This is a genomic window from Niallia sp. (genome assembly GCF_031978665.1).
GTDB lineage: Bacteria > Bacillota > Bacilli > Bacillales > Cytobacillaceae > Niallia.
The window spans coordinates 64,685-85,317 of sequence record NZ_DALZDK010000001.1 but is presented as its reverse complement, the minus strand read 5'-3'; the positions used below and the strand labels follow the sequence as shown (position 1 = coordinate 85,317).

Genomic DNA, 20,633 nt, shown 5'->3' with positions numbered 1-20,633 from the left:
GGACATGCTACAAATGGTGAATATGTACATTTTATGAACAAATAATTGTGAAGTTGTGAACATTTTATAAACTTATCGTTTTAACCATGTTTATGGTAGATTGCTATATTATAATAAAGAAAATTAGTTCCCAGGAGGAAACATTTGATATGGAAAATACACTAAAGGTAACAAATGTATTATCTGATCCAACTCGATTCTATATTTATCAATATATTACTAAACGCCATCAAGATGTCACTGTTCAAGAAATCGCAGACGAATTTTCCATCCATCCTAATGTGGCTCGATTGCATTTATCAAAATTAGAAGATGTGAGAATGCTACATTCTGAAACCAAAAAAACAGGAAAAGGTGGCCGTCCAAGCAGATTATACCGCTTATCTGATGAGGTCATACAATTTAGTTTTCCATTTCGCGACTACGAATTATTAAGTAGCATTTTATTAAAATCCCTCGAAAGCCTTGGAGTAGATGGTAGCAGAGCACTATACGAAACCGGAAAAACATTCGGAAAAGAAATGATGGAGCAAGAAATCGCTCGTTATACAAACAATACTGCATCTCTATCTAATGAAGATAAGCTACGTATTTTACAAAATGCCAGCTTAATGACAGGACAACTACCAGCATTAGAATGGAATGAAGATCAAACCTCATTATATTTCGAAATATATAACTGTCCATTTAAAGAAGTCGCAAAAGAACATAAAGATAAAGTTTGTACGATGCACCAATCCTTCTTTACTGGAATGTTTGAAGCATTATTTACAAACGTTGAGTTGATCGAAAAACAAAATATTATCTCTGGTTGCGATCAATGCGCCTATAAAACCATCGTACAATAAAAAAGAACAGAGAAAAGGAACTGATTATACCTTTTCTCTGTTCTTTTTTAAATTAAAAGCCATTTATATATGGATTATGATCCATCTCATGCTCAATTGTCGTTTTTCTCCCATGACCTGACAGTACAATGGTTTCTTCTGGCAAAGCCAATAACTTCTCGTGAATACTATTTAATAACGTTCTTTGATTACCTCCAATTAAATCTGTCCGACCTATACTTTCATAGAAAAGTGCATCTCCAACAAATGCCCAATTCTCCTTTTTAAAATAAAACGTAACGCTACCTGGAGAATGTCCTGGTGTCTCCATTACTTGGAATGTAAAATCACCGATAGTCATGCATGGGTTCTCATCTAAGAAATGCTCGGCAGGTCTCGTCACAATAGGATTGGGAAGTCTAAATGCTTCGCTCCCATTGAATTTCGGATTAATTAACCACTCTTCTTCCTTGCTATGTACATATACGGGAATGCTATACTCTGTTCTGACATCTTCTACTGCGCCAATATGATCAAAATGTGCATGGGTTAAAAGAATCGCAATAGGAGATAAAGCTAACTCTTGAATCATCTTAATTAATTTTGTCCCATTTGCACCTGGGTCTATCACTAAACAATCCTTATTTTCATTCCATACTAAATAACAATTGGTTTGGATTGACCCTAAAGGAATTTGTTTATATTCCACTAAATCGCCCTCCTATTTGTCCTCTAAATGACTTAATACACGTTCAACTTTATCTTCCATTTTTCTCGTAATGTCTCGTCTGTCATCAATTCTTATATTCGTACAAACACGCACAAGACCTTTTTCAAATGGAACTTCATGCATTGCTTGGATAACTTCAAATAAAGTTGATAACTCTCCCTCAATAATCGTATTCATAGGCGTTAATTGAAAGCGAATCTGTCCTTTTTCCTCATAACTCATTAATACCTTTTGTATATCTGCTACATATGCACTCACACTTGGTGTTTGTGTACCTACTGGTATAACCGTTACATCTACGATTGCCATTATTATTCCCCTTTCACTCTTGCAATTAATCGAATTTCATTCCTATTAATCGATTCTAAGTTCATCATTATGATGGCATATTTTTATTACAACATCAACTATTGTGGAATATCTGACGCAAATAATGGAGTAATTTCTCCAGTTTCCATATCCAGCATATTTTCAAAATAATAACCATAAAGGCAGTACTTTCCGTCGCTTGAAATTTGAATTGGCTGATCCTCAAAATCCCTATCAGGAAATAACTCTTTATTTTGCCCTGATTCCATATCTACTTCAATAAGCTCAAAACTATCTTGATACGTTTCTGCATTGCCATTTCTTTTAGGACTGAAAGTAAGGAAGTTATCCTTATATATCGTATAGTTTGGTACTAACCAATTAGCGAATTTAGATAATCTAGGAACATGAATACTCCCTTGTTTGCTTAAATCTGTATGATAAAAGGTATAAACTGCCTCTTCTTCCTTAACCGTACTAGAAATGGTAATTAGATAATCATTTTTCTGGTCAATAAAGTAAATATTAGGCAAGTCCACCTCATTTTCTTCTTCTGTTTCCAAATTAAATAGTTTAAGCGGTGCATATAAGGAAGGATTACTTTGATCCCAGTCAAGATACATTACCTCTTCCATTGATAGCCATTGTGGAAAAGGTGTAGTAACAGAGAAATCAATTAATACGTTTTCTTGTATATCTAATGTAAATACTTTACTTTCCCACTCCTTGGTTAAGGTAGTAATAAGCAATTCATTTTCATTATGAGGATTCCATGCAAAGTCCGTTTCATAGCTTTCAAGCCTTCTAGAAAGTATTTCGTTTCCTTTAGAATCAATTATATGAATTTCTCCTTCTTCTTCAGAAAGAGCACTGAAAATTAAAAGTTGTTTTTTATTTATAATCACATTAGATAACTCTGCTTCCGACTCATATAGAGGGATATGCTTTCCTGTATAAATGTTATAGGAATAAATTTTATATACACCCTCAAGCTTAGACGAATAACAAATCGTATCTTTCTTAATCCAGCCATATACTTGTTCAAACTCTCCTTCAATTGGACTTATAGGCGGAAGCATCGTGTCATTACTATCTACATTTTTGTCCTTCGTATCATTTTCACTGGCTGAATCATTCTGCCTAGGGGCACAGCTAGTCAGAATAAGTGTGAAAAAAGTGCAGAGAAGAACTATTCCTAGTGTGTTTCTCTTACCTAATAGAAACATTTTCCACACCCCTATATACTGTTCATTTTTTTGTTCACACTATAGAATAGTAACACAAAAAAGCCGATTTTTTTCGGCTTTTTTCAAATCCGCTCTGAGATTTTATAAAAAGGCAGTTTTCGTAAAGTTTATTGCTATTTCCCACAGCCTAAATATCATCGCTTTTCCTTGGGTTACGAATTACCTGCGGATCACGACTGTCTCACTAATCCCCGTGGCGTCTACATGTATTAAGGCTACTAAATATAAATATCCCTATTGAAAAGCATTAATCTTTTAGAAAACAGTCTATAATAAAATTCCTTACTTCTCTTATTTTTTATTTGGTCCATTCTTTTTATGAAATAACTGTATCCTACATATATAAGGAGGCTAAGAAAATTCCAGCTGTATCATGATAAATTTCATCAAATTGAGAAAGTGGAAGTGGATTAATCCCTTTTCCTAACTCGATTGTAAATCCTGGCTTTCTAAATTCTTGAATAAACCAATCTTTATAGCCTGCATGGCTATCTACATTTTGTATGGCCTTATACCGACTCACTCTTGAAAATTCATCTGCTAATGCCCTCGATTCTGCAGGTTCCAATCCTTCATATCCCCAATAAAATTCTTTTCCTTGTGTATGTAAAGCCAATAATCGATCAAATTTTTCTTTCTCTGCCAGTTTTGCCATTACCTGAGACTCTGGTTCCAATAATGGGGTATCTCCTGGATAATCTCTTGGAGCTGGAGCTTTTGGCTCTTTCCGTTCCTTCTCAATTTCCCAATTAGCTGGGAACTGATTATTTAAATCTACACCACGTATATTTGCCTTCCAGCCAGTAAAATCACTATCTCCTCCATTTATAGTTATAATTTTTTCCTTCTCTCTTTCTGGTGGACCGTTTAAAACCAAATTTACACCATCTGGATTAACCATTGGTACAAGGGATAAATCTACTTGTTGATACAGTGGCATCGTACGAACATTACGCATATTTGTTCCATTCGTTAATGATAATAAAAAGTCATTTAAAAATGTCATTAAGACAGAAGTAGTAATCCATTCATTCGCATGAAAGGAAGCATTAATATGAACCTTTTTCTTTCCATTGCCTATTCTAATTTCATCAATATTTTGTCCTAAAACACTTTTGCCGATTGTATGCATTTTAATAAATGGAAAAACTTCTTTTAAGTGATTCATATCTGTTTGCAAGGTTGTATAATCATATTTTTTCTTTCCTCGAACTAGTCTTCCAATAATACGATTCGGAACGGAAATCTTATCGCCTACTTTAAGGTTATTTGGATTTACTTCCTGATTTAACAATAAAATACTATCAACAGAAATATTTCTAGCACCTGCAATTTTCCATAGTGTATCTCCTTGCTTTATTTTATGGACTTGTGATTCAAATCCAGGAATTTGTAAGCTTTCAGAGACTGCTAATTTATTAGAATTTATGTTAGGATTACTGTCTAAAATTAGATTTAGGGGAACCATAAAAAGCTGACTATAGTACCAAAGTGTATCTCCTGGTCTCCATTTTATTTCCATGTGATCACTCCTCTCTCTATTTATATATGAATCCCATTTAAAAAACATGCTTAGCAGCGATATTCCATGAATTATTTAGAATAGCCATAGAAAAAGCTTTGTGACACACTAAAATTTCCAGTATGGCACAAAGCTATCATCTTACTCTTTTAATTTGGTTCTCCTATTATATCAAGCATTCCATTTTCTTTATCATAGAAACGCAAAAGATCTCCATAAATAATACTATCAGAATACTGCAATTCTAAATTCGCCTGTTCAACGTACGGTTCACACCCATTTGAGTCGACCACTTCTCCTGTTGCTCGCTCATAACAAACATCTTTCGTATACACATAATCTTCTGTGATAAAGCTGCCATCTCGCAATACAACAAATTGATTATTGTTTTCTGAGAAAAGATCGGAACCAAATTGAATATCATTTTTGGTTTCAATACCAAGCAAATGAAGAAGCGTAGGTTTAATATCCATTTGACCTGATACGGTTGTCATTGTTTTCCCTTTCATTCCTGGAATATGGATAGCAAAAGGAACTCTTTGTAATTGTGTGCTTACAAAAGGAGTCACTTCCTCCCCTAAAAATTCACTCATTGCTTTATTATGATTTTCAGAAATTCCATTATGATCTCCATACAATACGATAATACTATTTTCATAGAGGCCTTCTTTTTTTAATCTCTCAATAAAGACTTTCAGAGCTTCATCCTGATATCGAACAGTTGGAATAAAGTTATTCAATGTTCGGCTCCCTGTTGTTAAAGGATCTATAAATTTGTCCTCTTCTTCTAGCTCAAAAGGAAAGTGATTGGTTAACGTAATAAATTTACTATAAAAAGGCTGAGGCATTTCTTTCAAATGAGCGATAGATTGTTCGAAGAAATCAATATCCTTCAGTCCCCATCCAACAGAATTTTCTTCCTTCACCTCGTAATCATTTATTTCATAGAAACGATCATATCCTAAGCTTTGGTACATAATATCGCGATTCCAGAAGCTCTTATTATTTGCATGAAGAGAAGCAGTGAAATAACCATTTTCTTTCAAAATTTCTGGTGATGCTTGATACTCATTTCCAGAATGAGTAAAGAAAACAGCCCCTCTGCTTAATGGATACAATGAATTTTCTACAATAAACTCAGAGTCTGATGTTTTACCTTGTCCAGTTTGGTGGTAAAAATTTCCAAAATAAAAGCTTTCTTTAATAAATTCATTTAAAAACGGCGAGATTTCTTCCCCATTTACTTCACGATTTACTGTAAAGGTCTGTGTTGACTCTAAGCTTACCATTATAACATTCTTTCCTTTGGCAATTCCAAACATGTCCTTATTTGGTTCAGTATAATTCGCCTGATTATAATTAACCATGTCTGTTAATTCACTGCCGTCTGCAAATGCTCTTTGTGCTGTAGCCTTTGTTTGAAGAAAAATATCATATAGTTGGTAATTATATGTCCCAATATTTTTCACTAAAAGCTCTCTGTCAAATGTTCTCGTTAACAGTTGAGTTCTCTGAGTTTCAGCTAAACTCAAATTAAAAAACGCTAAGCTAATTGTAAATAAATAAAAAATACTTTGCTGAATTCTTGTATATTTTGGAATTTTTAGAAAAGATGGTTTCTTTTTAATAATTACTGCAAGTAGAATAATATCAACAAAGAAAAGTATATCCTTCACATGAATTAACTCTCTTATACTGCTCCCTAAATCACCCATATTACTTGTCTGAAATAAAAGTGGTAGTGTTAAAAAGTCTGTATAGACTCGATAAAAAACAACATTTGCGTATAATACAAAAGAAAGAATGAAACTTGAGATGAATAGATATCTTTTTTGATTTTTTTCTGAAAAAAACATGGATATCCCAAAAATAAACAACAAAGAGCTTAATGGATTAATAACCAATATAAATTGTTGAACTAAATTTTCAATTTTAATATCAAAGCTAGTAATATATGCAATATTTGTTTTAACCCACAGTAAAAATGTTGCAACCGTTATAAGGGATAGCTTAGACATATTCTTTTTTATCTTAAACAATAATGAATCCTCCTTACTATTGATCAAACAAAATTTCTATTATGATCACTTTACACATTTTACAATATTTTTATTATATAAAGCCAATCTTTATGAAATTTTAATCTAATTTTCATGTTTTTGTTTTATTATTAATAATTACACTTTTTTAAACGTCCAATCAGACAAAAAGTTTCAAAAAAATAATATTTTTTTAAAGTATATTTCTTCTGAATATTCAATCTTAAAAAAGTAAAAAAATCTTCCTCATATTGAAGAAGATTTTAAAAGGTATAGAAGAATAATTGATTTGGAATTAGTTTATCCTAAACGATAATAGTTTTGTTTCTACCACATTATTAGATTAATTTTTTGCCAGCCACGCAGCACCAATCACACCCGCTGTATTCCCCAACGTTGCGACATCGATTACCGTTGATTCTGCTACGCTTTTGAAAGAAAATTTCAAGAAGTTTTCTTTCACAGGAGTCAATAATACATCCCCAGCTTTTGAAACACCGCCACCAATGACGATTTTCTCAGGATTTAAAGTATTAGCAATATTAGCTAATACTAAGCCTAAATGAAATGCTACGAATTGCACAACTTCACTTGCTAATTCGTCCCCTTTCTTTGCCGCATCAAATACATCTTTTGCTGTAATGGCTCCCTCTTGATCTAAAACCGAATGAAGTACACTTAATGTATGTCTTTCCGCTAATCTTTCTTTTGCCAAACGAACAATTCCAGTTGCAGAAGCAATCGTTTCTAAACAGCCTGTTTTCCCACAGTTACAAGGAGCACCATTTTCAACTATTGCCGTTAAATGACCTATTTCACCAGCAGCTCCCTTAACACCTTGGACTATATCACCGTTAATGATAACTCCGCCACCTACACCTGTACCGAGCGTCACACAAACTAAATCCTTCGATCCCTCTCCAGCTCCTTTCCACATTTCCCCTAGTGCTGCACAATTTGCATCATTGTCGATTGTAACAGGCAATCCTAAATCTGCCTCAAGACGAGCTTTTAGCGGGAAATTATCTGGCCAACCTAAGTTAACTGTATTAAAAATAACCCCAGTTTCATAATCAAATGGTCCTGGCGCACCCATTCCCGCACCTAAAACATCTTTCTTCGAATGACCTAATTCTTGCAATTTAGCATCAATTGATTTAGCAATGTCAGATGTAATGTTTTTTCCTTCTTCTGAATTATCTGTTGGTATTTCCCAATGGTCAATTAAATCTCCATTTAAGGATAAAAAAGCAATTTTTACCGTAGTTCCACCCAAGTCTATTCCAGCTACCCATTTTTCATGCATTGTTAATATTCCCCCTATTATTCTGTTTTCGTTAAATGCTGAATTTCCTGATTAAGCAATCGCATCGCAGAGTCGAATTCTTGTTCTTTTATTAATTGAGATTGATATAATTCTTTTATTTCGAATTTCATTAATTGCAAGTCGCCTATTCGATCACCAACATAGATGATCGTTCCGTATTTTTTTAAAAACTGCTGCACATCATAAATTGTTTGCATGGTACCCCTCGATTTCATACATTTTCCACTCACTGCAAAGGTTTGCATAAAGCGATAGATTAATCGTTTTCAAATTAAGTATATCGGAAATAAACCGTTTCCTCAACAGCAGATTCATTTCTCCTATTAGAATCGTTTATAAGGAAGAAAAAAGAATAATAATTGGGTCCTAGCCAAATTTAAGTCTTAATTCCCCCTTTTATCATATTTCTCTATTTACTTCATATATTTAAAAAAGTGTATATAAGACAGGCATGTAATTAGATGGTCATTTATTATTTCCATTAGACGGAGCGGTGAAAATAATGAAAAAAGATTTTATTCGTTTAAGTATCTCTCTTATTATCCTTATCGCTATTTTTTATATTTTTCAGCAAAAACAGATTGCAAAGGAAAGTATCACCTATTTTCCCATTGATCCAACCGTAACGTTTCCTAAGGCAAACACTACCCTCACATTTAGTAAAAAAAGATTCGATGAGTACAGCATTCTTTGGGAAAGCAACTCTTCTATTAACAAACGGGCCTATTTGCGACAAGATATGAGCTTCCTTTATGCCAATGGAAAATTGATAAGCACAATGGGAGAATGGAAACAAAATACATTAGAACTTTCAGAGGAAAAGACAGTCGTGGAAAGAGAAAGCAATTATTTACAAGCAATTACATTCCATTATGCAGAAATACATGATACTAGTGAAAGAATTTTCAGTTCACAAAAAATTTCTGCAGACAACCTATATGTCATCAATTCAAAGTTTGAAAATACACCTTTATCCTTTCATATTCCGAATAACTTAGTAGAAAAAGATTGGGCAACAACCTTGGATAAGCAAACACGAGATTATATTGAGTATTCCTATCGTCAAGTGTTAAAGAAATTCCATATATCAGAAGAGCAATATGATACAAAACTGTTACTCACAGAATTAACGCAATATAACGATTCACCGCTTCCATCATTTTCAAAGGAACAAAGCGCAAAAATAATCGGACAATTAACAGAAGGACTCTATAAAAACTACTTCCTTGGAATTATAAAAGAAGATGGAACCATCGCTGATCCCATCGGAAGTTCTATCCCTGTATTATTAGTGAATAATAATCATCTTCTTGTATTGTTTACGACAAAAGACGGTGAACCAATTGTTTTAAGACAGCAAATTTCTACTCTTTAATTTTATCCCATAATTGAAGATATTTCGGATTTTCCCGGTCTAACTCTAATGCTTTTTGAATATATTCTCTTGCTTTTTCTAGTTTTTTATCGTATAAGCTGACAACCGCTAAATTATAATATGCCTCATGAAATTGCGGATTTAAAGTGATTGTTTTTTGAAGATTTTTTTCCGCTTCTGCTAGTTGCTTTTTTTTAAGCTGGATATAAGAAAGTAAAAAATAATATTCTTCATTATTTTTAAATTCCATTGTCTTCAAAGCTTTTTCAGCATTATCGTATTTTTCATTATTTATATAATTATTAACCATTATTAATGCAGATTGATCACCTTTTTGTAAAACACCTGGACTTGAAGTGTAGATAATTCCAATACTTAAAAGGAATGCTGTAGTAAGTATTGCACCAAGCTGGATTTTCCAGCTTTTTTTCTTTGGAAAATATACAATAGCTGTTGCTAAAAAACCGCCTACTAATCCACCAATATGTCCAGCATTATCGATTCCTTGTATAGTAAAGCCAAAAATCAGGTTCATAATGATAATGATAATGACATTCCAACCCATCACGCGAAAAAAAAGCTTTGGAAATTGCCATGCAAAAAAAAGAAGAGCGCCAAAGCATCCAAAAATCGCGCCACTTGCGCCAGCTGATAAGGATGGACTGAATAAGTAACTTGCAAATACTCCACTAAATCCAGCAAATAGATAAATAATAAAAAATCTAGTATTCCCAAAAATCCGCTCTATTAATGGACCCACAAAATAAAGCGCAATCGAATTCAATGCTAAATGCAATAAACCAATATGTAAAAAAATCGGTGTTATTAATCGCCACCATTCCCCATCAGCGATTAAATAATTTATTTTTGCTCCCCATTTAATTAACGTTTCACTATTGGTACTTCCCCCACTCATTTCCATTAAGAAAAACAGCATAACTTGAACACCAATACATAGATAAGAGATAAACGGTTTCCCAAAATTAAGTAGCTGTTTTTCTTCTTCTTCATTTTGTCTTATTAGAGCAAAGATTTCCTCTTTATAATTTTGTATTTGATCGTCTCGTTCTTCTGCCGTTTTAGGGATGACATTTAAGTCTGTTATTTTATGTCCTGCTATCTCCCACTCTTGAACAGATCGTTCGAGAAGGCTTGTATTTATTTGTACTTTTTTATCCGAACTAATGAATGATCGATTTACTATATGATCATAGGAATCTACAGGCGGAAAGGGTGTTATATAAAGGCTCTCTACATGAAGGGAGCGTTTACGCAATGTACGTCTTATTTTCTCTGCATTTAATGCTGTCCGTTCCATATCTCTGCTTAACCAATTACTCCAGTCAAGGTCTACTTGAAATAATCGAATAATTGGTAGGTTAGTCGAATCCCCTCCTCCTTCTAACCACATTTCTTGTTGATTTTCTGATAAGTAGATTAATTTATAATGACATTCCATTATTAAAAAATGAATTATTCTCCAATACTTATAAGGTTCTAACTCCATCTGTCTTCTCCTACTCTTTCGAACGCTTATATAATAGACTTCTCCTTTTATTCTGCCAGTTCTTATAAATAAGGAATCTCTTCATTTTCGGAGATTACCTTTTCTTAACAATACTATAAATTGTAGATAATTTCCTTTTTTACGCTTAAATACTATTTGCATAATTCTATTATGTATGGAAACTAAGCTCAAAATTTCGATAAGTCCAATTCACTGCGCACATATAGCTACTTTAAACCATTTGATTATTCCCTTTTTAAAATGATTAGAAACATTATTAAGAAAATGCAATCCAAATACCCTGTGAGCTTATTATGACTTCACAGGGATTTAGATTGCTTTTTTGAAAACCTATTGATAAATAGTATTTCTAGAACGTCCAAAAACGGAATTCATCATCATTCTTTTTACACTTGGAACACTCATTAATATTCTTACTGCATATTTCCGGATAAACGGATTTCTCAAAACGGTATTTACAACACGATATCGTTTTTGAAATAAATAATATCCACCTAAAGCAATTAGTAAAATGGAGAATACTCTTGACATTTTATCCATCCCTCCTAATTATTAGTTTGGTGATTATATTATTTTTTATCCGTATAGACTAAGTGAAAATATTCCCGTATTTTTTCTCAATATATACGACTAATATGGAAGATTACCAATGAAAATAAAGATATCCCAATACTGCAAAAAAGCCAGATAGCACATTCACCATATCATTATTAAAGAGTGTAAAGCCTTTTATCTTCACAACGGTCTTATGACATTTCAATTTCGTTTCCACTATTTGACCACAAACTGGACATTTATACTCAACCTGAATAAACGCACCTAAGAGGGTATCAATCACATTTCCTAAAAAACCAAAAAGAAAAATGAGAAAAATTCCCCATGGCTGGATTGGAAATAATAGCATGGCTACGAAGGCAATCACTAAGGAACCTGCTAATGCAGCAAATGTCCCTAATATGCTGATTGCTCCTGAAGTGCCTGTATCTGCCTGCTTAAATGTTCGAACAGATAAAGGTCTTTTTTTACTTAGTGATCCAATTTCGGATGCCCATGTATCCGAGTTAGCTGCTGCAAGCAATATGGCAAATACCATAATCCACACCGACTCTTTTGTAAAAAAATAAATAACACCCACAATTGCAGCCAATGCGCCATTCGCCATTACTTGTAACCAATCTCTCGTAGAGCCTTTTTGTGTTTTTTTCTCCATTGATTGTTTTGTTATGCTTTTGTATTTTGAAAGCATGCTAGAGGACACAAAAAATGCTCCTAAAATAAGCAGTCCTTTATAGCCAAATCCTAATGCGATTCCAATACCGACAAAAAAAGCTGCGATTGCACCACTCATTGTTAAAGACCTGCGTTTATATGCATAATAGGAGACAAATAAAATGATAATGGCATACATTATACTACTCATTTATACAGATTATCCCTTCATTTGTAATAATTTTCTGTACAGCCAAATCATGGTTTTGTAATGGTATTTCTTCTTGAAGCTGTATAGCAAATGCTAAGGAAATTGTATTCCCCTTATAATTTTGTAAAAATCGATCATAATATCCTCCTCCAAATCCTAATCTGTATCCTTTTTTCGAAAAGGCTAGTCCAGGGACAAGGAGTAAATCAATTTCTGCCGAATCAGTTTGTACCGTTTTTTCCACAATTGGTTCGAACAGATTGCTATAAACAGATTCTAGCTGATCAAATTGCTCTAACTGACGAAAGACCATTTGTCTATTTTCAGGAATACACTTTGGCACACTTACTTTTTTTCCTAATTGCCATGCAGTACGAATAATTTGGTATGTATCAACTTCAGGAAATTTGGAAATTGTAATGCCTATATGAGAAGCAGAAGTAAATGAAGCATTATTATATAATTGGAGAGCTATCTGATAAGACATTTGCTCATATTGAGGTTTACTAATTGTTTGTAGTTGTTTGATCATATTTGTTCGGAACTGTTTCTTTTCCTGCATTTATGTATACACCATCCTTGCCTTCTGTTTTTACATAAGAAAAAAACAGAAGGGATATCCCTTCTGCTTATTTTGTTTCACGGTGAACCGTAGTACGTTTTTCTCTTGAACAATATTTTTTTAGCTCAAGACGATCTGGATTATTTCGTTTATTTTTTTTAGAAATGTAGTTACGATCACCACATTCAGTGCAAGCTAACGTAATGTTTACACGCATGTTTATTTCCCTCCAAACTATTGGTTGCTAGTTCGTGCATACGACTTTTATATGATAACATCTTTTGTTAGGAAATGCTAGTACTTGTTTTCATTAGAATGGAATTCAAATCTAAAATATCTTTTTTTTCCGTTCCAGTGATAGACCAAGCACGGCTAATCCCAATCGATTGGGGCTTAATCTCCATACTTAATGAAAAAATGCTTACGCTTGACCCTTTTGCCATTGGCTGATATTTAAGTATGCCTTTTTGATTATTGCTCCATATATGCTCTGTGTGTACATTCCAAATAGGCTGAACGGTTCGCTGCTCGATATTATTAGCATTATGTTCCCCATTTACTAAATATAGCTGCTCATCGATGGAATGATAGATAACATTTTCCGTAGGTGAAACGAAAGAAAGATGTTCTAGACAAGCTTTTGAAAAATAATTTAATACTAAAATTTTCATTTTTTTCATCTGTTGAGAATGATTTCTAACGTAAATCTCGTTATATTGAATTTTAGAATGCTTGTGTATTTGCTTTACATGAACCGAAATCGCATGTTCTGGTATTAATTTTTCATAGCCATTTTGAATCCAATATGTTTTTCCATCAATCCAAATTCCTGGTGTTGTCGTTAATTTTTTCATAAATAACTTTTTTTTAGCACTTTGATAATCCTTTTGTAAGTTCGCCTCAATCTTCATTCTTATTTCACCTACTCTACTATTTTTAGTTAGATATAGTTTCTTTTACCTTTGCATTTACGAGCAGTTCATCAAAAACTCTTTTTGTTTCTTCTCCAATCCGATTCCAGCTGAAAAGTTTACTCACTAATTTTTTTCCGTTTTCTCCAATTTCTTTAGCTATGGATGGATTCTCCAATAAATACTCTATATTCTTTACTAAGTTATCTGCATTATTTGGCTCCATAAAGAGACCTGTTTCATTATCCTGAATAATTCCTTTTAAGCCACCTGTACGAGAAACAATCGTTGGGATGGCAAATATAAGCGACTCCAGTGCTACAATTCCAAATGGCTCATAAGAGCTTGGGATAACAACGATATCCGAATGAGCATAAAATGCATTTTTTTGTTCTTCCTGTAAGTATCCTATTAATCGAATACTTTCCGATAATTGGTTTCTCTCAATAAATTTTTGATACTCATCGTACATAGGACCGACTCCAGCGATAATAAAATGTAAATCGGATCGCTTATTAAGTAATTTCTTGGCTGCTTCCAGCAAAGTTCCAAAGCCCTTTTCTTTTACCATTCTTCCCATTGCAAAAATAATTTTTTTATTATTATCCAAATAAAAGGGTTCTAAAGGAGCTATCGAAACTGTTTCTATTTGCGTAGATTCTACGCCATTTGGGATAACATGAATTTTTGATTGCTCTACTTCAAAAATATTCATTACCGCATTTTGCATATATTCACTGCAAACAATTAAAGAATCAGCGGCATGTACGAGCTGTCTTTCTTTTTCATGGATAAATTTTTGCATTTCCGTATAGATACCACCATTTCTTCCATGTTCTGTCGCATGAATGGTTGCTATTAATGGAATATTTAATTGATCCTTTAAAGAAATTGCAGCAGCTCCAACTAACCAATCATGTGCTTGAATTAAATCAAATGTAGTTTTCTTTCCTATTTCAATCGCTTTATCCCACATGGCTAGATTTAAACCGCCAATCCAATGGATGAAGTTTTGGTCTATGCTATAAATTGGTTTAACTCGATAAACAAATAAGCCATCCTTTTCTTCCACATCTTCTACATTTTTTTTCATATCCTGTGCTGTAATTAGGTGCACTTCATATCCATTTTTTATTAAACTATTCGTCAATCCTACTACATGTGTACCAAGACCACCGACTATATTCGGCGGATATTCCCATGATAAAATGAGTACCTTCTTTTTATTTGTCGGCTCCTGCTCCACTTTTTTATGATTGTTTATTTGAATTGTTGTATTTAAAATTGGATACATCTTTTCTCTTAATGACATCCATTCCTTATCAATAGGTCCTTTCATATAGCCACTTAACTGATTTGCTGCTTCAAGATTAGCTGTTACTTCTTCGCTCGTCCAATTATCTTGATAAAGTAAAGCACTCAGCAATAACCATTCTTTCTCCATGTGTCTTTGGACTCTTTGGACATCATCCTCTAAAGCAACTTGTCTCCACTGATGAAGTTCTCTTTCCAAAAAAGCTAAAGAGGCATATGGAGAACTTTGTTTAAGCATATAGCTTTCTCTTTGACGATTCAAAAAGGAAGAACAAAGATGCACATGATCCATCCCTTGACTAAATTGCTTCATATACGTTTTAGGTGTAATAGGAACCATGTAGCCTTCATCGTTTAAGTAACGGATACTTTTATGTAACTCCTCCATTACCCTTGTATAACTAACTAAATCAATTGGCAGTGACAAAATCGACTCATTCGTATAATGATTATACGATTCAAGAACGTCCATAATCGCTTTATCCCATACTTGCTTTTGTACTTTCTTATCTTGAAAAATCTGATACAATTTTTCTTCAACAGGAAAAAAGACAACATGATGAGGAGATTCAACCGCTATTCCAACATCACTTGGCAAAGGGTCACTATAATAAATGGTCGCACTGTTAAGAAAGCTGTAACTTAATTTTTCTTTTTGCAAATATAAGTCCAACCCAGGTGAAAAATATCCTTCTGGGAACCAAAATCCTTTTGGTCGATAGTTTAAATAATCATCTATAATCGATAAGCCCATTTCAATTTGTAATTGAACCCCTGTACTTGTTGAGACATTTGATAAATGAGAAAAGGAAGCTGGACTTGCAAGTAATTCTATTCGATTTTCTTGAATGAGCGACTTAAGCACTTTTAATAAATTCCTATCCTTTTGTTGCCAATAAGAGAGTAATTCAAAGTTCCGTTCTTCTTTTTCTAAAAATTCTGTTATTTCCTCGCGAAACGACGGCATATCAAGCATTTCCAAATATATTGGTGGTACCACAAGTTGAATGATATATGGGGGATTCTCTTTTTCAGTAAGGAAAAGAAAGTTAATAAATTGGATTGTATGTTCATAAAATTCTCTTTTTTTGCTCTTATCTTCTGAAAAAAAGCTCATAAAAGGAATATTATTTATTACTATCAATTGGAAATACGAACCAGTCATTTCTTTTTCACATCCTCTTGCTCTTCTAATTCATAATAGCTATAGGTGCTTACATGCTCAATCCAATTTGGGATAGCAATGTCCCCTTTTTCCCACTTCTGTAGCTCATTTTCCATAGTACCCGCTTGATCGTGTGAAGTTCTAGGAGTATGCAATGGATTAGACTGTAGTATGGGCAAAAAGGATTGATAAACATCAAGAACGCCAATTTCAAAGCAAAAACTTCTGTTTGGTATCAAGTCTTGCAATACAATTGATTCCTGTCTATTCTCTACAGGAAGAAGACGAAAACTATGCGCATTTCTTCCATTATAAATAATGCTCGTTATATCATTAATCTTTACTGCCAAAGAGCAAGTTTCCGGGTCAAGATCGTAATATGTTGAGATTAGCTGCCATTTCCCTTCAGGTATTCTCCAAAAAACAAGTGCAGTGTTTTCACTTGTTAACCAAGCTTCCATGCCATTTTTCTTTGTTAATAAATCAATACTTGTCCAAAAATGTTCAGACACATAAGGATTCTTTAGCTGTGATTGAGGTTTTAGTTTTTCCTCTTCAACTGGTACATTCATCTCTTGTTCTTTCACGTACTTTTTCCACTGGTATTGAACTTTACCTACAGTCGAATTTAGCTCAATGGCAATTTTACGGAAAGAAAGTCCTTTACGTCTTAAACTTACAATTTGTTCAATCAATAGAAATAGCACCTCTTTCTAAATTTTGATTATCTTTTTATGAAATTCTTTTGAAGTATGTATCGCAAATTACTAGTATATGTCTACAAGATTCCTTTTAGTTCCCTATTTATACTATTATGTTACCACTGAATGGTTGATGCCACAACGAACAGATTTTGTCGGATTATGCTTAATCTTACGTACGTTTATCTTAAAGGCGCAAAAAATTTTTTCTCCCTGCTATCCTTTTGCTCTAGTAACCTAGTTTCGACATTTGCTTTCTAAAAAACAAGTTGAATTACGACATATTCCTAAATGTTTCGCAAACAAATTCGAATATTGTCTTCCTTTTTCACGAAAAAATAATGGAATTCCTGACTGACTCATAAAATAAATCCTTCGTCTGATCACTTATTCCTCTCTTCCTTTCATAGTTGAGCTCTGATGCAATAGGAATTATGGATTGAAAATGATAGAATAGCTATAGTATGAACTGTTTTCTGTAGCTTTTATGATTACTTTTCTTTGAAGACAGTCAAAAATTAAGAATTTGTCCTGAGGTGAATTATGTTAATTGTAATGCTAGTTATATTAGGAATTTCCTTATTCCTGCTGATCCTATCTTTTTTTCTTCGTGATCCTATAAAAGACTTACGAGAGGAAATAGATCAGCTTTCCATTCAACAAGTACAAGAACTATATAAAATAAAAAAGAAATTAAAAGTATTAGAAGAGGAATTATTAATTGGTGAAGAAGATTTTTCTTTCAAGTCTTCTCCCATATATGAGACAAATCCTATCCAGACGGAAAATACACAATCGATTCATGCTATTATTAAAAACCAAGTTTGGACGCTTGCAGCAAGTGGAGTTCCAGTTGATCAGATTGCCAATCAATCTTCCCTATCCATTTCTCAAGTTCAGCAAATTATAAATGAAAGGGAAGGAAAGTAACTAGATGAAGAAACAAAGCTTACGTTCATTTGCAATAGGAATGCTTATTACAGCAAGTATAATCGGTAGTTTTTACTTCTATCAGGAAAAGAAGGATCAAGCTGAAACCGTCCTAAATGTCACCGATGCGAGTACATATCTGCAACAAAAAGGTTTTATCGTATTAAGTGATGCAGAATATGAGGATTTACAGAAAAGCATAGAGGAAAAGAAACAATCCCAAGAAAAAACTGCTGCTGAAGCAAATGAGAAGAAACAGGAAGAGTCTAAAGAACAAGAACAAGAGAGCTATGCCTATACGCTAAAAGTCAAAAGCGGAATGAGTATTTCAACCATTGCAACATTATTATATAAAAATAAAATTGTTGAAGATCAAGAAGAATTTGAAACATACTTAATCGATAATGACTACCATAAGAAAATTCAAGTTGGCAGTTTTCGCTTAACAAATGAAATGAGCTATAAAAAAATCGCAGAGAAACTTACTAAATAAAAAATGTAGAAAAGGCTGGGACAAAAGTAAATAGCCACTCTGTAGAGACGAACAATCTCTAATTTAGCTCTTAAATAAAGGTTCCTTTTATACAATGGTTATTTATGTTTTTAAATATAGTCAAGTGTAAAAACTATTTTGTTCCATTGCGCTACAAACGCTCGATGTGTCGGGGAGGAAGCTGAGCCTCCTGCTGCTGCGCTGCGGGGTCTAAAGCGTCCTCTATTTCCCGCAGGAGTCGAGTGTTTTCCGCTCCATTCCACTTCGTTTTTAAAGACTATTTCCTTTCTGGGTTGGTAATGGGCTTTCAAGATCAAAAGCAGTATCCCGATTAAAATCAGGTACTAGTACTTGGTCTACATCTTCTTCAAATGCATCTTCAATCGCGAAAGAGGCTAGTCCGCTTGGAAAAGCTGTGGGGGCTGAAATTGATGGTGGTAACCGTAGTGGGAAGTTATATCATTACGATCCTGTTATTGGGTATGAATACGGAAAATCTATCAGATTAGAAGGCGCACATGCATTCTTTGGTAGTCCACAATAATACAAAAACAGCCTTTAATCCAAGGCAATTTACGGCATTTTTTAGTCGTAAATTGCCTTATTCTTATTTATATTCAAATTACCAATTTTATAGTAGGTGATGAAATGACCAGTCATTATTTTATTGCAAGTTTAAGACCGATACAAGAGTTCCATCAGGAGGATAATAACTTCCCATTTATTAGTGGTGAAAATTATAAGGCGCATTTACCATTTACACTGCCGTATGTTTATGAATATGGTGGAGAAGACTTTGAATTTATAACCTTTTTAGATAAAATAATGGAAATTGGTGACGTTATTGAGCTATATATTTATGAAGAGGGCCGTCATGGCAAAGCATTGTCTTTTAATTACCCAGAGGAAGCAAGAACGATAAATCTTTTAAAAAAGACTTATAAGGATCAATATGGTGAATATCAGTTAAGTGAAAAAAAGTGGAAAGAAGAACTGGTGAGACGGACTATTGCTTCTAAGCGAAGTGTGACTACGTTTGTAAGATACTAATCAATTTATAACTAGTAGCTGAATCAAATTATTAAAGCCTAATAACTCATAACACCGAGAGATTAAGCTTTTTTTATATGTGTAATTCCCTAACGTTGTAAATCCGCATTTTCCTGACGCTACCCCTATCAGAAGCATGTTTTACGTTTTCAGACATCTTTTCTGTATGAGATGCTATTAATTTTGTGTGTTCCGTAATTGTTGTAATAACTTTATTACTTTCTTTTACCTTTGCTACTTGTGCATCTGAGCCTGTTGCTAGCTCTTGGATTGTTAAGCTTATATGTTCACTTGCACGACTATTTTGTTCTGAGCTTGCACTAAGCTCTTCAGATGCAGAGGCAACCTGTTGGGAAGAGTCTTGAACAGTGCTAAACACAGACTGAAGTTTTTCTGTCATATGATTGAAAGAAGAAGTAAGTTCTCCTATCTCATCTTTTGATTGATAAGCTCCTTTTACAGTAAAATCTCCCGCTTCAGCCTTCATTAGCAAGTTTTTTATTTCTTTTACTGGTCTTGTTATCATACGACCAATAAAATAGCTAATTAACAACAATAGAATAAGTGAAACAGCGATAATAGAAAAGACAATAGTAGTTACAGTTTGTAATCGATTTTGATTTGCTTTGTATTTCTTTTCTGCAGAAGCAGTTTTTATACTTTGAAGCTCTTTGAGATTATTATTAGCAGTTTTTCGACGTTCATCGACGTCCTCTTTAAAGAGTGCATATGCTTCTTCATTTTTATTTTCTAAAGCAAGATCTACGACATTTTTTCGGGCTATATCTAATTCTTGTGCTTCTGTTTTATAGTCACTAACTAGCTCTTGTTCCTCTTCTGTTAAATTTCCCTTTTCAATTTCATAAAGTAAATTATCCATTTCTTCCCAAACAGATGTCAATTGCTCATTCAGTTCATTATTTTTTGCTTGATCCGTAGTTAGTAAGAGTTCTAGTGTATAAGCATCACTTGCTCTATTATTTACTCTAATTTGCATCATGTTTGTAATAAGAACTAGGCTTTTTTCGTACATCTCTTTTGTATTTTGTGCCATACTTTTAATGTAAAATAAACCTGTAAAACCGATTGTACAAAGTGCAATGATGCTTAATAAAATGAAGACTAAAAGTTTCTTGGAAATAGTTAAATTCTTCAGCAATTTCAAGTCGATTTCCCCTTTTAT

Annotated in this window: 22 protein-coding genes; 6 read left to right on the top strand and 16 right to left on the bottom strand. The window is 33.4% G+C overall.

Annotation, left to right across the window (positions count from 1 at the left end; genetic code table 11):
• The first annotated feature begins 149 nt into the window (after positions 1 to 149).
• Positions 150 to 848, top strand: coding sequence for a helix-turn-helix transcriptional regulator (locus RTL21_RS00420; protein ID WP_312092211.1), 699 nt, complete (start codon positions 150 to 152; stop codon positions 846 to 848).
• Positions 849 to 900: 52 nt separating this feature from the next.
• Here the strand turns inward: RTL21_RS00420 and RTL21_RS00415 are convergent, their stop codons facing one another.
• The 7 genes from RTL21_RS00415 to RTL21_RS00385 all read right to left on the bottom strand — a co-directional run bounded on the left by RTL21_RS00415 (position 901) and on the right by RTL21_RS00385 (position 8,198).
• Positions 901 to 1,536 (bottom strand): MBL fold metallo-hydrolase, encoded by a 636-nt coding sequence (locus RTL21_RS00415; RefSeq protein ID WP_312092209.1) that lies wholly within the window; start codon positions 1,534 to 1,536, stop codon positions 901 to 903.
• A 12-nt stretch (positions 1,537 to 1,548) separates the two neighbouring features.
• Complete coding sequence (locus RTL21_RS00410; RefSeq protein WP_312092207.1) at positions 1,549 to 1,866, bottom strand: MTH1187 family thiamine-binding protein; 318 nt, start codon at positions 1,864 to 1,866, stop codon at positions 1,549 to 1,551.
• Between the two features lie 98 nt (positions 1,867 to 1,964).
• Positions 1,965 to 3,092 carry a YqgU-like beta propeller domain-containing protein gene (locus RTL21_RS00405; protein ID WP_312092205.1) on the bottom strand — a complete coding sequence of 376 codons (1,128 nt, stop codon included), beginning with the start codon at positions 3,090 to 3,092 and terminating at the stop codon, positions 1,965 to 1,967.
• 355 nt (positions 3,093 to 3,447) lie between these two features.
• Positions 3,448 to 4,635, bottom strand: coding sequence for a M14 family metallopeptidase (locus RTL21_RS00400; RefSeq protein WP_312092203.1), 1,188 nt, complete (start codon positions 4,633 to 4,635; stop codon positions 3,448 to 3,450).
• Between the two features lie 149 nt (positions 4,636 to 4,784).
• Positions 4,785 to 6,653: an LTA synthase family protein gene (locus tag RTL21_RS00395; protein ID WP_312092472.1), complete on the bottom strand. Its 1,869-nt coding sequence runs from the start codon at positions 6,651 to 6,653 to the stop codon at positions 4,785 to 4,787.
• Between the two features lie 364 nt (positions 6,654 to 7,017).
• Positions 7,018 to 7,980, bottom strand: a complete 963-nt coding sequence (locus RTL21_RS00390) for an ROK family glucokinase (RefSeq protein ID WP_312092201.1) — start codon at positions 7,978 to 7,980, stop codon at positions 7,018 to 7,020.
• A 17-nt stretch (positions 7,981 to 7,997) separates the two neighbouring features.
• Positions 7,998 to 8,198, bottom strand: coding sequence for a YqgQ family protein (locus RTL21_RS00385; protein ID WP_312092199.1), 201 nt, complete (start codon positions 8,196 to 8,198; stop codon positions 7,998 to 8,000).
• A 305-nt stretch (positions 8,199 to 8,503) separates the two neighbouring features.
• Here RTL21_RS00385 and RTL21_RS00380 point away from each other — a divergent pair, with 305 nt between their 5' ends.
• On the top strand, positions 8,504 to 9,376 hold the full coding sequence (locus RTL21_RS00380) for a hypothetical protein (protein WP_312092197.1): 873 nt from the start codon (positions 8,504 to 8,506) through the stop codon (positions 9,374 to 9,376).
• Here RTL21_RS00380 and RTL21_RS00375 read toward each other — a convergent pair.
• The 8 genes from RTL21_RS00375 to RTL21_RS00340 all read right to left on the bottom strand — a co-directional run bounded on the left by RTL21_RS00375 (position 9,366) and on the right by RTL21_RS00340 (position 16,971).
• Positions 9,366 to 10,883 (bottom strand): rhomboid family intramembrane serine protease, encoded by a 1,518-nt coding sequence (locus tag RTL21_RS00375; protein ID WP_312092195.1) that lies wholly within the window; start codon positions 10,881 to 10,883, stop codon positions 9,366 to 9,368. The two genes, RTL21_RS00380 and RTL21_RS00375, sit on opposite strands and share 11 nt — an antisense overlap.
• A 351-nt stretch (positions 10,884 to 11,234) precedes the next feature.
• On the bottom strand, positions 11,235 to 11,435 hold the full coding sequence (locus RTL21_RS00370) for a hypothetical protein (protein WP_312092193.1): 201 nt from the start codon (positions 11,433 to 11,435) through the stop codon (positions 11,235 to 11,237).
• A gap of 112 nt (positions 11,436 to 11,547) precedes the next feature.
• Positions 11,548 to 12,324, bottom strand: a complete 777-nt coding sequence (locus tag RTL21_RS00365) for a DUF92 domain-containing protein (protein WP_312092191.1) — start codon at positions 12,322 to 12,324, stop codon at positions 11,548 to 11,550.
• The gene (locus RTL21_RS00360; RefSeq protein WP_312092189.1) at positions 12,317 to 12,886 is read right to left on the bottom strand and encodes a 5-formyltetrahydrofolate cyclo-ligase; all 570 of its coding nucleotides are present in this window, start codon (positions 12,884 to 12,886) and stop codon (positions 12,317 to 12,319) included. Before RTL21_RS00360 ends, RTL21_RS00365 begins: the two co-directional genes overlap by 8 nt.
• A gap of 67 nt (positions 12,887 to 12,953) precedes the next feature.
• Complete coding sequence (rpmG, locus tag RTL21_RS00355; protein ID WP_016204868.1) at positions 12,954 to 13,103, bottom strand: 50S ribosomal protein L33; 150 nt, start codon at positions 13,101 to 13,103, stop codon at positions 12,954 to 12,956.
• Between the two features lie 67 nt (positions 13,104 to 13,170).
• On the bottom strand, positions 13,171 to 13,797 hold the full coding sequence (locus RTL21_RS00350) for a hypothetical protein (RefSeq protein WP_312092182.1): 627 nt from the start codon (positions 13,795 to 13,797) through the stop codon (positions 13,171 to 13,173).
• Positions 13,798 to 13,822: 25 nt separating this feature from the next.
• Positions 13,823 to 16,276: a glycosyltransferase gene (locus tag RTL21_RS00345; RefSeq protein WP_312092180.1), complete on the bottom strand. Its 2,454-nt coding sequence runs from the start codon at positions 16,274 to 16,276 to the stop codon at positions 13,823 to 13,825.
• A complete protein-coding gene (locus RTL21_RS00340) occupies positions 16,273 to 16,971 on the bottom strand; it encodes a DUF4912 domain-containing protein (protein ID WP_312092178.1) in 699 nt (232 codons plus the stop codon). Before RTL21_RS00340 ends, RTL21_RS00345 begins: the two co-directional genes overlap by 4 nt.
• Before the next feature lie 549 nt (positions 16,972 to 17,520).
• Between RTL21_RS00340 and RTL21_RS00335 the strand changes: the two genes are divergently transcribed.
• The 4 genes from RTL21_RS00335 (at position 17,521) to RTL21_RS00320 (ending at position 19,450) form a co-directional block, all read left to right on the top strand.
• Complete coding sequence (locus RTL21_RS00335; RefSeq protein ID WP_312092176.1) at positions 17,521 to 17,907, top strand: hypothetical protein; 387 nt, start codon at positions 17,521 to 17,523, stop codon at positions 17,905 to 17,907.
• Between the two features lie 4 nt (positions 17,908 to 17,911).
• Positions 17,912 to 18,400: a hypothetical protein gene (locus RTL21_RS00330; protein ID WP_312092174.1), complete on the top strand. Its 489-nt coding sequence runs from the start codon at positions 17,912 to 17,914 to the stop codon at positions 18,398 to 18,400.
• A gap of 415 nt (positions 18,401 to 18,815) precedes the next feature.
• A complete protein-coding gene (locus tag RTL21_RS00325; RefSeq protein WP_312092172.1) occupies positions 18,816 to 18,944 on the top strand; it encodes a hypothetical protein in 129 nt (42 codons plus the stop codon).
• 104 nt (positions 18,945 to 19,048) lie between these two features.
• Positions 19,049 to 19,450, top strand: coding sequence for a hypothetical protein (locus RTL21_RS00320; protein WP_312092171.1), 402 nt, complete (start codon positions 19,049 to 19,051; stop codon positions 19,448 to 19,450).
• Positions 19,451 to 19,523: 73 nt separating this feature from the next.
• Here the strand turns inward: RTL21_RS00320 and RTL21_RS00315 are convergent, their stop codons facing one another.
• Positions 19,524 to 20,615 carry an MCP four helix bundle domain-containing protein gene (locus tag RTL21_RS00315; protein ID WP_312092169.1) on the bottom strand — a complete coding sequence of 364 codons (1,092 nt, stop codon included), beginning with the start codon at positions 20,613 to 20,615 and terminating at the stop codon, positions 19,524 to 19,526.
• Positions 20,616 to 20,633: the final 18 nt, after the last annotated feature.

Bases quoted from the DNA above. Each gene is read 5' to 3' on its own strand.
- RTL21_RS00405 (WP_312092205.1), bottom strand. From the start codon at position 3,092: ATGTTTCTATTAGGTAAGAGAAACACACTAGGAATAGTTCTTCTCTGC.
- RTL21_RS00330 (WP_312092174.1), top strand. From the start codon at position 17,912: ATGAAGAAACAAAGCTTACGTTCATTTGCAATAGGAATGCTTATTACA.
- RTL21_RS00380 (WP_312092197.1), top strand. From the start codon at position 8,504: ATGAAAAAAGATTTTATTCGTTTAAGTATCTCTCTTATTATCCTTATC.
- RTL21_RS00400 (WP_312092203.1), bottom strand. From the start codon at position 4,635: ATGGAAATAAAATGGAGACCAGGAGATACACTTTGGTACTATAGTCAG.
- RTL21_RS00370 (WP_312092193.1), bottom strand. From the start codon at position 11,435: ATGTCAAGAGTATTCTCCATTTTACTAATTGCTTTAGGTGGATATTAT.
- RTL21_RS00375 (WP_312092195.1), bottom strand. From the start codon at position 10,883: ATGGAGTTAGAACCTTATAAGTATTGGAGAATAATTCATTTTTTAATA.
- RTL21_RS00420 (WP_312092211.1), top strand. From the start codon at position 150: ATGGAAAATACACTAAAGGTAACAAATGTATTATCTGATCCAACTCGA.
- RTL21_RS00385 (WP_312092199.1), bottom strand. From the start codon at position 8,198: ATGCAAACAATTTATGATGTGCAGCAGTTTTTAAAAAAATACGGAACG.
- RTL21_RS00365 (WP_312092191.1), bottom strand. From the start codon at position 12,324: ATGAGTAGTATAATGTATGCCATTATCATTTTATTTGTCTCCTATTAT.
- RTL21_RS00320 (WP_312092171.1), top strand. From the start codon at position 19,049: ATGACCAGTCATTATTTTATTGCAAGTTTAAGACCGATACAAGAGTTC.
- rpmG (WP_016204868.1), bottom strand. From the start codon at position 13,103: ATGCGTGTAAACATTACGTTAGCTTGCACTGAATGTGGTGATCGTAAC.
- RTL21_RS00390 (WP_312092201.1), bottom strand. From the start codon at position 7,980: ATGCATGAAAAATGGGTAGCTGGAATAGACTTGGGTGGAACTACGGTA.
- RTL21_RS00360 (WP_312092189.1), bottom strand. From the start codon at position 12,886: ATGCAGGAAAAGAAACAGTTCCGAACAAATATGATCAAACAACTACAA.
- RTL21_RS00335 (WP_312092176.1), top strand. From the start codon at position 17,521: ATGTTAATTGTAATGCTAGTTATATTAGGAATTTCCTTATTCCTGCTG.
- RTL21_RS00410 (WP_312092207.1), bottom strand. From the start codon at position 1,866: ATGGCAATCGTAGATGTAACGGTTATACCAGTAGGTACACAAACACCA.
- RTL21_RS00345 (WP_312092180.1), bottom strand. From the start codon at position 16,276: ATGACTGGTTCGTATTTCCAATTGATAGTAATAAATAATATTCCTTTT.
- RTL21_RS00395 (WP_312092472.1), bottom strand. From the start codon at position 6,653: ATGTCTAAGCTATCCCTTATAACGGTTGCAACATTTTTACTGTGGGTT.
- RTL21_RS00350 (WP_312092182.1), bottom strand. From the start codon at position 13,797: ATGAAGATTGAGGCGAACTTACAAAAGGATTATCAAAGTGCTAAAAAA.